14 protein-coding genes and 1 tRNA gene are annotated in these 12230 nt (G+C 68.6%); 9 read left to right on the top strand and 6 right to left on the bottom strand.

What is annotated here, in order from left to right; genetic code table 11:
* From AB0I71_RS30610 to AB0I71_RS30580, 7 genes are all read left to right on the top strand, one after another.
* Window positions 1-127 (top strand): YdeI/OmpD-associated family protein (locus AB0I71_RS30610; RefSeq protein WP_357590567.1); only part of this gene is annotated, 127 nt, incomplete at its 5' end.
* A gap of 175 nt (window positions 128-302) precedes the next feature.
* Window positions 303-731: a DUF6069 family protein gene (locus tag AB0I71_RS30605; protein WP_357590560.1), complete on the top strand. Its 429-nt coding sequence runs from the start codon at window positions 303-305 to the stop codon at window positions 729-731.
* A gap of 34 nt (window positions 732-765) precedes the next feature.
* Window positions 766-1119 (top strand): YciI family protein, encoded by a 354-nt coding sequence (locus AB0I71_RS30600; protein ID WP_357590558.1) that lies wholly within the window; start codon window positions 766-768, stop codon window positions 1117-1119.
* Window positions 1120-1139: 20 nt separating this feature from the next.
* Window positions 1140-2339, top strand: a complete 1200-nt coding sequence (locus AB0I71_RS30595) for an RNA polymerase sigma factor (protein WP_357590556.1) — start codon at window positions 1140-1142, stop codon at window positions 2337-2339.
* On the top strand, window positions 2336-2914 hold the full coding sequence (locus tag AB0I71_RS30590; RefSeq protein WP_357590553.1) for a dihydrofolate reductase family protein: 579 nt from the start codon (window positions 2336-2338) through the stop codon (window positions 2912-2914). Before AB0I71_RS30595 ends, AB0I71_RS30590 begins: the two co-directional genes overlap by 4 nt.
* A 109-nt stretch (window positions 2915-3023) precedes the next feature.
* Window positions 3024-4124, top strand: coding sequence for a monodechloroaminopyrrolnitrin synthase PrnB family protein (locus AB0I71_RS30585; protein WP_357590551.1), 1101 nt, complete (start codon window positions 3024-3026; stop codon window positions 4122-4124).
* Between the two features lie 32 nt (window positions 4125-4156).
* Window positions 4157-6292, top strand: a complete 2136-nt coding sequence (locus tag AB0I71_RS30580) for an SAM-dependent methyltransferase (protein ID WP_357590549.1) — start codon at window positions 4157-4159, stop codon at window positions 6290-6292.
* Between the two features lie 64 nt (window positions 6293-6356).
* Here AB0I71_RS30580 and AB0I71_RS30575 read toward each other — a convergent pair whose 3' ends face one another.
* The 5 genes from AB0I71_RS30575 to AB0I71_RS30555 form a co-directional block, all read right to left on the bottom strand.
* Window positions 6357-6824 carry an NUDIX domain-containing protein gene (locus tag AB0I71_RS30575; RefSeq protein WP_357590547.1) on the bottom strand — a complete coding sequence of 156 codons (468 nt, stop codon included), beginning with the start codon at window positions 6822-6824 and terminating at the stop codon, window positions 6357-6359.
* A 152-nt stretch (window positions 6825-6976) separates the two neighbouring features.
* A complete protein-coding gene (locus tag AB0I71_RS30570; protein ID WP_357590545.1) occupies window positions 6977-9133 on the bottom strand; it encodes a hypothetical protein in 2157 nt (718 codons plus the stop codon).
* A gap of 57 nt (window positions 9134-9190) precedes the next feature.
* Window positions 9191-9318 (bottom strand) — tRNA-OTHER (locus tag AB0I71_RS30565).
* A 65-nt stretch (window positions 9319-9383) separates the two neighbouring features.
* Entirely contained in the window at window positions 9384-9809 is a 426-nt protein-coding gene (locus AB0I71_RS30560; RefSeq protein WP_357590543.1) for a nucleoside deaminase, read from the bottom strand.
* Between the two features lie 233 nt (window positions 9810-10042).
* Complete coding sequence (locus AB0I71_RS30555) at window positions 10043-10594, bottom strand: hypothetical protein (RefSeq protein ID WP_357590541.1); 552 nt, start codon at window positions 10592-10594, stop codon at window positions 10043-10045.
* 475 nt (window positions 10595-11069) lie between these two features.
* On the opposite strand from AB0I71_RS30555, the gene AB0I71_RS30550 reads away from it, so the two are divergent.
* Window positions 11070-11498, top strand: a complete 429-nt coding sequence (locus tag AB0I71_RS30550; protein ID WP_357590539.1) for an SRPBCC domain-containing protein — start codon at window positions 11070-11072, stop codon at window positions 11496-11498.
* A 164-nt stretch (window positions 11499-11662) separates the two neighbouring features.
* Here the strand turns inward: AB0I71_RS30550 and AB0I71_RS30545 are convergent, their stop codons facing one another.
* Window positions 11663-11851 (bottom strand): CGNR zinc finger domain-containing protein, encoded by a 189-nt coding sequence (locus AB0I71_RS30545; protein ID WP_357590565.1) that lies wholly within the window; start codon window positions 11849-11851, stop codon window positions 11663-11665.
* A 75-nt stretch (window positions 11852-11926) separates the two neighbouring features.
* Here AB0I71_RS30545 and AB0I71_RS30540 point away from each other — a divergent pair, with 75 nt between their 5' ends.
* Window positions 11927-12184, top strand: a complete 258-nt coding sequence (locus AB0I71_RS30540) for a hypothetical protein (RefSeq protein ID WP_357590569.1) — start codon at window positions 11927-11929, stop codon at window positions 12182-12184.
* Window positions 12185-12230 lie beyond the last annotated feature (46 nt).

Genomic DNA, 12230 nt, shown 5'->3' with positions numbered 1-12230 from the left:
CATCCACCGCGTCAACGGCGTCAAGCGGGCGCAGACCCGCGAGCGGAAGATCCGCGAGTTCGTCGCCATGCTGGCCCGTCACGAGACGATCTATCCGCAGAAAGCCCGGCCCCAGCCCTCGCCGTGATCGACACCTTAGTCGTCGGATTCGCCCCGCTCTGCCCGGTGACCGGCGCGCCCGTACGCCGGAGTTGAACTTCTTCGAAAAAATTCTGGCGTACGTGTCGATCGGGGTTGGCTCTTTTCGTAGCCCTGGTGAGAGCCCGGCACCGAGCCGGGCGGTACGCCTCCTGGAGGGCACGATGAGCACCACGGCGACCACGACCCGCGCCACCGCGACCCGCGCCACCACGTCGACCGTCGGTGCGCTGATCGGTACCGGCCTGCTCGCCACGGCTGCCGCGAGCGCCGCCACGATGGCCGTCGCCGCCGCCGGCCGTGCGGCTGGGATCAGCCTCGATATCGGCGGTGTCCCGATCCCGGTCAGTGGCTTCGGCGTACTGACCGCTGCCTTCTCGCTGATCGGCGTGGTCCTCGCCGCACTGTTGTCCCGCTTCGCCAGGCGTCCTCGGCGTACCTTCGTCCGCACCACGGTGGCGCTGACCGTGCTCTCACTGGTGCCGGACGTGATCATCGACGCCGGCACGACCACCAGGGCACTGCTGATGCTCACCCACCTGGTCGCGGCCGCGATCGTGATCCCCGCCGTCGCGCGCCGCCTGGCCGCCTGACCACACCCACCCATCGAGTTACCGGAGGACCGTCATGAAGCAGTACCTGCTGTCCGTGCATTTCGTCGAGGGCGCACCGGAGCCGTCCGACGAGGAGATGCAGACCATGTTCAGGGAGACCGATCGAATCAACAACGAGATGCAGGCGGCCGGCGCCTGGGTCTTCGGCGGCGGACTCCTGTCGCCGGACAGCGCCACCGTCGTCCGGATCGAGAACGGCGCCACCACCATGAGCGACGGGCCGTTCGCCGAGACGAAGGAGCACATCGCCGGCTTCTGGGTCATCAGGTGCGCGGACCTCGACGCGGCGCTGGCCTGGGCCGAGAAGTGCGCGGCAGCCTGCGGCCCGGTCGAGGTGCGGCCCTTCGACGACCTGTCCCAGGCCTGAACCGGAGCCGGTCACCCGACATGGACCTGGCGAGCATCTACCGCGCGGAGTACGGCCGCTGCGTCGCCACCCTGACCCGTCTCCTCGGTGACATCAACCTCGCCGAGGAGGCGGTCCAGGACGCCTTCACCACCGCGTTGCAGAAGTGGCGGACCCCGCCGCCGAACCCGGGCGCCTGGATCGTGACCACCGCACGCAACCGGGCCGTCGACCGACTCCGCCGGGAGACGACCCGCGAGGCCCGGCACGCCGAGGCGATGCTGCTGCACCAACCCGACGAGCCCCAGGAGGTGGGACCGGTGCGGGACGACCAGCTACGACTCATCTTCACCTGCTGCCACCCCGCGCTCTCCCCCGACGCGCGTACCGCCCTCACGCTCCGCCTGCTCGGTGGCCTCGACGTACCGGAGATCGCCCGGGCCTACCTGACTCAGGAGGCGACAGTCGCCCAGCGGATCGTGCGCGCCAAGAAGAAGATCCGCGACGCCGGCATCCCGTACCGGGTACCCGCCGAACATGAGCTGCCGGACCGGTTGCCGCCGGTGCTCACCGTGCTCTACCTGATGTTCAACGAGGGCTACGCGGCCACCGCCGGACCGCTGATCAGGACGGACCTGTGCACCGAGGCGATCCGGCTCGCCCGCGAGCTGGCCGCGTTGATGCCCGACGAACCCGAGGTCCTCGGCCTGCTCGCCCTGCTGCTGCTGACCGAGGCACGCCGCCCGGCCCGGCTCGGCCCGACCGGCGAACTGGTGCTGCTGGCCGACCAGGACCGGTCGTTGTGGGACCAGAGCCTCATCGCCGAAGGCCACGACCTGGTCCGTCGTTGCCTGCGCCGCAACCGGCCCGGCCCGTACCAGATCCAGGCCGCGATCAGCGCGGTGCACACCGACGGTGCCGCCACCGACTGGCGACAGGTCCTGGCCCTGTACGACCAACTGCTCACGCTGGCACCGACCCCGATCGTCGCGCTCAACCGCGCGGTCGCCGTAGCCGAGGTGCGCGGACCGGCGGTGGCCCTCGCCGCGTTGGAGGACATCGACCTCCCCGGCTACCACCGGCTGCCCGCCACCCGCGCCGAACTGCTGGCCCGGCTCGGCCGCGACACGGCGGCGCGGGCCGCGTACGACGAGGCCATGGCACTGGCCACGAACGAGACCGAGCGTGCCTTCCTACAGGCCCGTAGCGCCGCACTCACCCGGACAAGGAGAACTTCATGACCGCCACCTACACCTTCGACGTCTTCTCCAGCCTCGACGGCTTCGGCACCACCAGCGGCAACTGGGGCGGCTACTGGGGCAAGCAGGGCCCCGAGTTGCTCGAGCACCGTCTCGCCGTGTACAGCGGAGAGCAGCGCATGGTGTTCGGAGCCGGCACGTACCGGGTGTTCGCGCGGATGCTGGCCGCGAGCACCGAGGAGTCCGAGGTACGGGACGCCTGGGTCACCCGGATGCGGAACCTCCCGGCGACTGTGGTGTCGAGCACCCTCGACGGCCCCCTGGACTGGCCGGACGCGACGGTGGTGCGTGGCGACGCCGTCGACGTCGTCGCCCGGCTCAAGGCGGAGTCCGAGGTGCCCTTGCGGTCGCACGGCAGCCTGTCGTTGAACCGGGCGCTGATGGCCGCCGGCCTGGTCGACCGGGTCCAGGTGACGATCTTTCCGGTGATCACTGGTCAGACCGGCACGGAGCCGATCTTCCAGGGGGCTGCCGACTTCGATCTGGAGCTGATCGAGAGCCGGACGCTCGACGGCCGCACCCAGGAACTCACCTACCGACCCACCCGGCACGTCTGACTGGTCCGCCACCCCACATCTGTCAGGGCTCTGTCAGGTATCGGTGCGGCACAAGGCCTTCCTGCTCGAATCGAGGAGATCGCTGGATCCGCCCGGGGGAAGGGTTCACGTGCACCGCAGGGCAGATGTGGATGTGATCTCCGAGGAGAACAACGAGCAGGTTCGAAAGCTCGACCCGTTGAGGTTGGACGACGAGCTTCGGGTGTTGCCGAAGCTGAACCTGGCCGCGGATGTCTCCGCGTTGGTACGGGTGCTCGGCGCCGCGCTTCCCTCCGAGGAGAGCATCGCGGCTTTCACCACGACCGAGTGTCTCGCCGCCATGCGGGACCTGGGCATGTATCTCGGCAGTCTGCAGCGGCACGGGGTGTCCGCCTTCGAGGTTGTCCCCGGTGCGACCCGGTCCTTTCAGCTGCTGGGGCGACGTACCCGGATGATTCCGCGCGACACGGTGTACCACTACACATCCTGGAACCCGGTCGGTGAGCGGGAGCGGCTCTACACGGGCCATCCGATGGAACGCAGCCTGATCGACGCGGTACGCACCTGCGTGCCGCACCTCGCCCGCGCCGTCGACATCGGGCTGTCGCTTCTCGACGAGGATCCGGCCGCCCCTGCCCACGCGGGCCGGATGGCGTCGCTCACTTCGCACATCGCGGTGGCGGACACGGTCATGAGCGGTATCCGGACGACTGTCACGCCCGAGTTCTTCGCGCGTGTGCTCAGGCCCTTCTACGAGGACGTCCGGGTCGCGGGCCGGGCGTACATGGGCCCGGCGGCGGCCCACATCCCGATCTTCCTCATCGACCTGCTCCTGTGGGCCTCCGACCGGGGAAGCCCTGGCTACCTCGACTTCTGCTCCGAGGTGTCGTCGCAGACACTGCCCCAGTGGCAGGAGCGGTACGCGGAGTGGGCGGCGACGCCGTCCATCACATCCCGGGTCGTGGCGGCTCTCGAACGTCCCGGCGCGCCGTCCAGAAACGAGCACGTGGAGTCCAGTGCGCGGAGCCTGCGCCGTGCCCTCCAGACGCTCACGTCGTTTCGCGGAAAGCATCTGGTGATGGCACGACGTGCCTACCACGAGGAACTCCGGCTCTACGAGCTGGGCAGTGGCGGGGGAAGCGTGGGGCTCCTTGAGGAGATCCTCGCCCTCACCAGACAGAACAGCGCCATGCTCAACGCCACCGCTGTGCAGCGGGTCCGGCTGCCGTGACGTACGAGGGTGAGTTGCCGACAGTGAGAATCATGATTGTTGGGTCCGGGATCGCGGGGCTGGCCACCGCGATCAGTCTGCACGCGGCAGGATTCGACCAGGTCACCGTCTTCGAGGCCGAGCCGCAGCTGCGTCCGCACGGCCTCGGGCTGAACATTCTCCCCAACGCCGTTCGCGAACTGACGGAACTCGGACTGCTCGACCAGTTGCGGCAGCGTGCGGTCCGCACCCAGGAACTGGCGATGTTCAACACCCGCGGGGATCTCGTGTGGCGCGAGGACCGCGGCACTCTGGCAGGCTACCGGTGGCCACAGCTCTCGATCTCCCGCGCCGAACTCGTCACGGTCCTGGCCGACGAGGTACGGCGACGCCTGGGTGAGGGCGCCATCGTCACCGACGCGCGGCTGGTCGGACTGCACAGCGAGCCGGGGCTGACATCCGGGACCTTCCTGGACCGGGGCGGCTCGGCGCGGGTCGTCGAGACGGAGCTGCTCATCGGCGCCGACGGTATCCATTCGGCCGTCCGGGCGGCGTTCTACCCGACGGAGGGGCCACCGCCGTCGAACGGCATGACGATGTACCGAGGGACCACCTGGGGACCTGACTTCCTGACGGGAAGCACGATGGCGGTGCTCGGCGATGACCGGCGGCGGCTCGTGCTGTATCCCATCGCCCGCGACGACACCCCGGGCAGATCCCTGATCAACTGGGTCGCCGCCTTTCCGGACGGCGAGGCCGAGGCACACAAGCGTCAGCCGATGAATGTCGCCGAGCGGCGCGCGGCCGTCCTGCGCCAGTTCGGGAGCTGGGCACCTCCCGGCGTGGACCTGCCACGTCTGCTCGAAGACACCTCTGACGTACAACAGTATTCAATGATCGACAGAGACCCCGTTCCGCGCTGGAGTTTCAACAACGTCACGCTCGTCGGTGACGCCGCCCACGCGATGTATCCGGCCGGATCCAACGGCGCCACGCAGGCCATCGTCGATGCCCGGGTGCTGTCCTGGCACCTGGCCACCCAGGCGGAGGTGGGCAGCGCTCTCCAGGCCTACGAGGACGAACGCCGCCCGCAGATGACGGAACTGCAGAACGCGAACCGCTCCATGGGCCCCGAAAGGGTGATCACCCTGGCGCACGAGCGAGCGCCCCACGGATTCGACGATGTCAGCGACGTCTTCAGCGAGGACGAACTCGCCGCGATCTCCCGCAGCTACGCCCAGACCGGGAAATTCGATCAGGACCGGGTCAACTCGCGACCGTCGCTCACCGTCACTCGGCCTCGTCGAGAGACGCGCGGTGACAGCATCCCGGCGGGCGGAGCGACGGACACCGCGGTACGCGACGACAGGTCCCAGGCAGTCAAGGAGACCGGCTTCATCACCGCCGTCATCAGAGCCATGGAACACGATCGTGCGGACGCCTACCTGGTGGACCGGTACGCGGCGCTGCTGAGCACGCCCAGGTCCCGAACGATGACCGCCGAGGCCCTGGCGGCCGGCGGCACCATCGGATCCGTGATCGTCCGAGCCCGCTTCGGTGACGTCGCACTCGGCGAGGCAACTGCCGGTGGGATCGCCCAGGTGGTCTGCCTGGCGGCGGGCAGTGACACCCGCGCCTGGCGCCTGGACCTGCCCGCACGTACCCAGTTCTTCGAAATCGACCTGCCGGGCCAGTTGGAGGCCAAGGAACGGCTGCTGGAGCCGGTCCGGGACCGCCTCGCCTGTCGTCGCGTCTCCCTCGGCGAGGACCTTCGCCGGGAAACCTGGCCTCAGCGGTTGCTGGCGGCCGGCTACGAACCAGCCAGTCCCACGGTCTGGATCATCGAAGGGCTGCTCCCCTACTTTCAGATCGAGGATTTCACCCGACTGATCGGGACCGTCCGGAAGATGTCGACGCTCGGGTCGGTCCTGCTGGTCGACGCACCGCACACCGACTTCTACACCGATCCGGCCAACGAGACGTTCCTGGCCTTCATGAGGTCGCGGGGATCCGCGTTCCAACTCGGCCTCGACGACCTCGGCGCTTTCCTGCGCCACCAGGGCTGGACGGCGGAGGCTTACACGCTGCGGCAGCTTCACGCAGGCGAGTGCCGCTGGCTGCCCTCGCCGCCCGAACGTCTCTGCCCGCCCCACGACCATCACTGGGTGGCTCGGGCGCAGTTGAGCTGAGCAGCCACACCGCCCGGTGGCCGGGACCGCACCGGCCCGGCGACCGTCGACGCGGTCAGCGGTCTCAGTGCTGTATGAGCCCGCCGACCGGGACCGGAGGAACATGGCCGGTTACCGGACGCGTCCGTGCCAGGGCAAGACCGACGTCGACGAGGGAGGATCGGCGCAGGTGCACCACGTCCGGTATCGGGGTCCAGACCGACTCGGCAACTTCACCGTTCGGCTCCGGCCGGAGGACACCCGCCGTGATGCGGACCTGGTAGAAGATGCCGACGTTCTGGTGCACCTGCCCTGACCATGCCTCAGCTGCGGGAATCACCCGGGAGTCCACGCCCAGCAGACGCTCGACCACCGCGTCGCAGCCGGTTTCCTCGGCAACCTCCCTGATCACCGCGTCGAATGGATCCTCCGCGTGCTCCACCCTGCCGCCCGGAAGGCTCCAGCTCGTCTCACCAGCCGACGACACGTGCCGGGCGAGGAGCACCCGCTCGTGCTCGACACACACGGCGTACGCGGCCAGCCGGAAACTCATCCCAGCACCTCCCCCGACCACCCTTGACGGTTGGCTGGTGACGAGGGCCGAGGAGGGCGCGGGTGCTGAACACCGATTCTCCGCTCGCGCGGAGATTCCGAATCGAACGGAACAGCAGGAAGCACCCGCATGGCCTCGGCCGTCGCCGGCTATCAGGGAATCAGCTCACCGAGCCGGTCCAAAGTATATGCCTCCGACCCGTCCGGCAGGCCCTCCGGCACCTCCACGCCGACGAAGGTGACCGGCTCATCCGGCAACCGGCCGTCCCACGCCCTGACCTCGGCTCGGGTACGCCAGCGATCAAGGAGGTAGGACATGGTGAGGTAGCGCCGCTCCATCAGCGCGCGTACCCGGTCGGCCGTGTTGAACCTGTTGTCCTCCACCCGGTTGAACGACGGCCAGCCCGGCAGATACAGGTGCAGCCACACCGCCTGCCAGCCCCGCTCACCCTTGGCGAAGACCACCGGCAGCGCGATCCGGCCCTGGCCGCGCAGCTGCGAGCGCGCCCGCACGGTCCGCGCGTCGAACGGAGCGCCGCGCTGGTCCCGCGTCCGCGTCTGGTACCCGAACATCGACTCGGTGACCTCGTCGAACGACTCACCCGCATAGATGTGGACCTGTGGCACCACGTACCGCCCGCCGACCGTCAACGGCACGTCGATGAACTCGGTCGCACCGTCCGTCGCGTCGGTGAAGTCACCGGAGTGCACCACATCTTCGTGGCGATAGTTCGTCCAGGACACCTGACCCGCGGTGTGGAACCCGTCATCGAGCAGCAACACCGACAGGTCGTAGTCGGTGCGACGACTGGCCTGACGCCAGTACATGAAGAAGCGCAGCAGCTCACCGGAGACCGACGACCGCGAACCTCTCGGCAGCACCGCGAATCCACAGTCGGTCGCCTTGCCGGACAGCGGCAGCGCGACGTCGAGCACCTCCGGGTCCACCACCAGCGGCCGTTCCAGTGCCGGCAGCCGGGCGCTGATCTCGACATCGAGCAGCGACGACAGTTCGGCCACCAGATCGGCCGGCAGCGGCGGCCGCTCGTCCGGTCCGACCCATGCGCGACGCGAACGGTTCACGTACATCCGGGCGGACGCGGGCGTCGACCGGTTGTCGACATGCTCCCGCAGCGAGAGCAGCACCCGACCCGACGCGGAGCCGAGCGCACCGGTGACGGCCTCGACCACGGCGGCGCGCTCCGACGCCGACGCCAGCCTCAGCAACCGGTCCGCGGAACGCAGGAGCAGGCCGGGCGCAGCCGACAACACCGACGCGGCCGGACCGACAGCTCCGGCACGGATGGCCGCCTCCGCCCGACCGGCGAGGCCGGGTGCCCGTCGCTCGCCCCGCGCGACCGTGAACACCTCCTGCGCGTACGGCCACTGGCCGTACTCGTGCGGGTGCAGCCGTTCCCCGAGCCGCTTCCACCGCTCCGCGTAGCGCACGACATCACCGAGCTTGCCCGGGCTCGCACCGACGACCTCGTCAAGCGCTGCCATCAGCATCCGCCGCTCCGGACGTCGGAAGGCACGGAAACGCGTGGGGGTCGCGAGCGACACGTCCCCAGCGGAAACCTGGCAGGCAAGACGCAGCACGTCGGTGGTGGTGTCCACAGTGATCAGCGGCCGTCCCAGGACGAGCCGGATGCCGTTGAGCACGGCCCGGTTCTCCCGAACCGGCACCGCACCCGGCTGGGCCTCGTCAACACACGCGACCGCGAGTTCGCCGAGAATCGCGAGGTCCGCTTCGCCGAGTGGCACCGAGCTACCGGCCAGGGCCAGGTAGAGCCGCGTCGCCTCCACCTCGACGGTGTCCCCCAGCCGCAGCAGGCTCAGCCGGTCACCGGCAGCGGTGACCAGGTCGTCGTGCGCGGCCAGCAACTCGGCATGACTGTGCTGGTACGTTCCGTAACCCGGCAGGGCGAGCAGATTCACCCCACCCGAGGTCACCGCCTCCCGCAGCTGACCGTCGGTCGCGGCGCCCCCACCGGCGAGTACCGCCGCCCGCAGCCGTTCCATCCAGAACTCGACGGTGTCCGGCACGTCGTCCGGGAAGCCGATGAAATAGGCGTTGTGCTGGACATGGTCACCGACAAGTTCCCGCACCGCTGAGACAACCGTGGCGGCGAGATCCATCGCCGGTGCGGGGGCCAGCGTGCCGATGTGTTCGAGCAGCGCCCGCGACGCCGAGAACCCGACGTCCAGCAGCGCCGCGTCCAGTTGCCGAGCCACCGGCCTGCCGTCGCCCGCCGGGCCGGTGCTCGCCGGTACGCGCAAGGTCTTCTGGATGATCAGCTTGTCGAGCACTTCGCCTCCCCCCGTTCCGATCGGCTCCGGCTGTTGCCGGCCCAGCCGACGGCACAGTGGGTCGCCGGGGACTCGAACCCCGAACCTTCCGATCCAACAGGAGAAGGAAGCGCCCCAATAGCCGCGCAGGCGGAGAGCGGACGCGCTGACCAGTCGGATGCTCTAGCCAGTTGAGCTAGCGACCCAGATGTCGATCATCGCACCGATCGAGTCGCCCTGGCGATCAGGTTTCGTCGGTGCCGTCAGCACCTCAGTAGTGGTCCTCGATCGGTCGGCGGGCCTCGGCGAACAGCGCCGGCCCGTCGTACCGGACCGGGCTCGGAGCCGGGGTCGCCGGCTTGACGCTCTCGAACTGCTCGGCGGAGAGCGCGAACACGACCCGACCCAGGCCGGAGCGTTCGATGGCGGTGGCACACATCGGACACGGTTGGCAGCTGGTGTACATCGTGGTGCCGGCCGCCACCTCCGGGTCGAGTTCCCGCGCTGCCCAGCGGGCCAGCTTCAGCTCGGGGTGGGCGGTGATGTCAGCCTCGGAAACCACAGTGTTGTGGTCGGAGATCAACACGTCACTGTCGGGGCCGACAAGTAGCGAGCCGAACGGGCGTTCGCCGGCCGCGCCGGCCCGGTCGGCGATGTCGATCGCCTGCCGGAGAAACGTCTCGTCGTCCTGATTCATCGATCCTCCGTGGGTTGCCGTTCGATCGAAATCGCGCGCCGGGCCGCGACGGCGGCCAGCGCCCGCCAGGCCCGTTCCGGCACGGTACCCGGTGCGATGCTCGGAATGTTGCCACCGCTCTCCAGGACAGCGCCTTAGACGCGGACCGCTTACGTCGACTCCCTCTGACTTGGACTCAAGGTCGAAGCGGCGCGACAGGCCAGCACGGTTCCGCGAGTGTCTTCCGTTCAGGCTTACCGAATTGGCGCGCGACACAGGCGGACACTTGTGAATCGCCCGCTGTCGAATTCCAGCCGCGCACCGTCGCAGTGGCCGAAGGGCGCACCCCACGACGCGTGGTCCCCCTGAGGTAGGCAGCTCACCAGCGCCGGTTCGATGCAACCGCCGTGGGAGACCACGAGCGCGCCGCTGCCCTCGGGCACAGCCAGGACCGCCCTGGTCCAGATTTCCCGGTGAACGTGCGCCACTGCCGCTAGCGCTCCGCCACGTTCAACCAGCTCTGCGTAGGTGGCGTAGGGCCGCGGCCAGGTCCACTGGTCGTGGTGGGCAACCTCGTCCGGCACATATCCGGAGGGCATGTCGATGGCGTCATCGACTGCGTAGCCCAGGGCGAGGGCAGTCTCAATGGCTCGCGGCGAGGTACTGGTCAGGACGTAGCCAAAGGTGCCAAGCTCCGCGCCGACGCGGCGGGCGAGGTCGACACCCTCCGTGGACAGGTGCGAACCCCGCCCTCGACCGGACCCCTTCTTGGTCAGGGAATGCCGTCGAACCTCCAGCCATCGCATGGCCCCAAACCTATGCGTTATCGCTGTCGGCTGATGTCCCTGACCAACGGCGGACCTCCTCGTCCGGCAGCGTCCACCTCGGCACTGCATGTGCCGCCTGAGCATCAGGCCTCGCCGGTTGGTCGCCCCACCTCGCCAAGCGCATCCAGTAGCCGATTCCTCGCATCCTGCAGGTGGACGGGATAGTCCGGCCTGAACACCCTCATGACCGATCCGTGCTCGAGCAGGTCGCGGGCTACAGTAGCGTCGGCCGTGCTCAGACAAGTTGTCGGCACGGTGTGACCGGTCGGGATCTTAGTAGCGTCCACTGACGCGAACTGTCGCCACGGGTGCGAGTCTGGTGACCCGACGATGACTGACGGCGATTCGGATCGCCAGACTTCATTCCCGAAATAACCTGAAACTACGCGACACGATGTCGCACAACCGATTTGGCCAATGAGTCGCCCTCAGGCCAGACTACGAGAGGACGATCATGCCTACCGTCAGCCACACGATCGACATCGCCGCGCCCGCAGATCGCGTATGGGCGATCCTCACCGACGCCGCTGCGTACCCGGAATGGAACCCGTTCATCACGAACCTTGATGGCAGCCTGACCCGTGGTTCTCGGCTGGCGGTGACCATCGCTCTTCCTGGGGCTAAGCCGCGTCGCTTCACTCCCACCGTCACCGCCGTCGAGCCCGAGCGGCGGCTCGCGTGGCTCGGCCGCTTGCTCGTCCCAGGCATCTTCGACGGCGCGCACTCCTTCGACATCGAACCGCTCACCACCGAGTCGACCCGGTTCACCCAGTCAGAACGCTTCTCCGGACTGCTCGTGATGATGATGCCCGGCGTGTTGCGCTCAACCGAGTCAGGCTTCGCGGCAATGAACACGGCCCTCGCCGCGCGGGCAGAGGCATGACGACCGAGTGCGCGGCCCAGCGTCCGGGGTGACTCCCGGCAGCGGCTCGCCGACCGCGCTGTTCAGCGTGAGCCAACCGGCGCCAGGTAACCACCACTCCGCGACAGCGGGGGGACCTCAGCCCCCGTACGTCACGCTGGCTGCGCTGCGCCTTACCCGGATCTCTATGAGGGTTGCGTTCGTGTCTTCCGGTAATGTCGCCGCGCTTTGAGTCGGTTACCGCAGGTTGCCATTGAGCACCAGCGGGCAGTGTTGGCGCGGCTTCGATCGAGTAGGAAGAGGCGGCACTCGGCGTTCGCGCAAGGCCGCAGGCGGCCGGGGGCGCTCTCGCGCAGGCTGGCCCAGGTGAGCACTGCCCGTACAACACACTGGTGATCCGCCGGGGCGCTGAGCCGCCAATCGAGGCGCGTCGCCGTCAAGTGAGGAACTTGGCGTACGCCGACCAGGAGCGGTGCGAGGCAGTCGGCTGTCAGCTCACCGCGAGTCACGCCCTGCAGCAGGGAGCGGGCGGATCGTACAGCGTTCAACTCCTCGAACGTGCCGGTGCCGCCAAGTTGCCGCAGCGTCGCACGCGCCGCCGTAGCGTCGCTGAAGAGATCCTGCGGCTTACCGTCGACGAGTGGCGTGCTGTTGAGGATGAGCAGGAGAAGTTCTTCCTCGGTCGATGCCGCCATCACGATCCCTAACTGCCATCACCGCCCTTGACGGGTTAGAAGTCTAGCAGTAGCGTAG

This window comes from Micromonospora sp. NPDC049891 (assembly GCF_040660295.1).
In the GTDB taxonomy this organism is placed as follows: Bacteria; Actinomycetota; Actinomycetes; order Mycobacteriales; family Micromonosporaceae; genus Micromonospora.
Note: the sequence above shows the minus strand (reverse complement) of the source record. Positions and strands in the feature narration are given on the sequence as shown.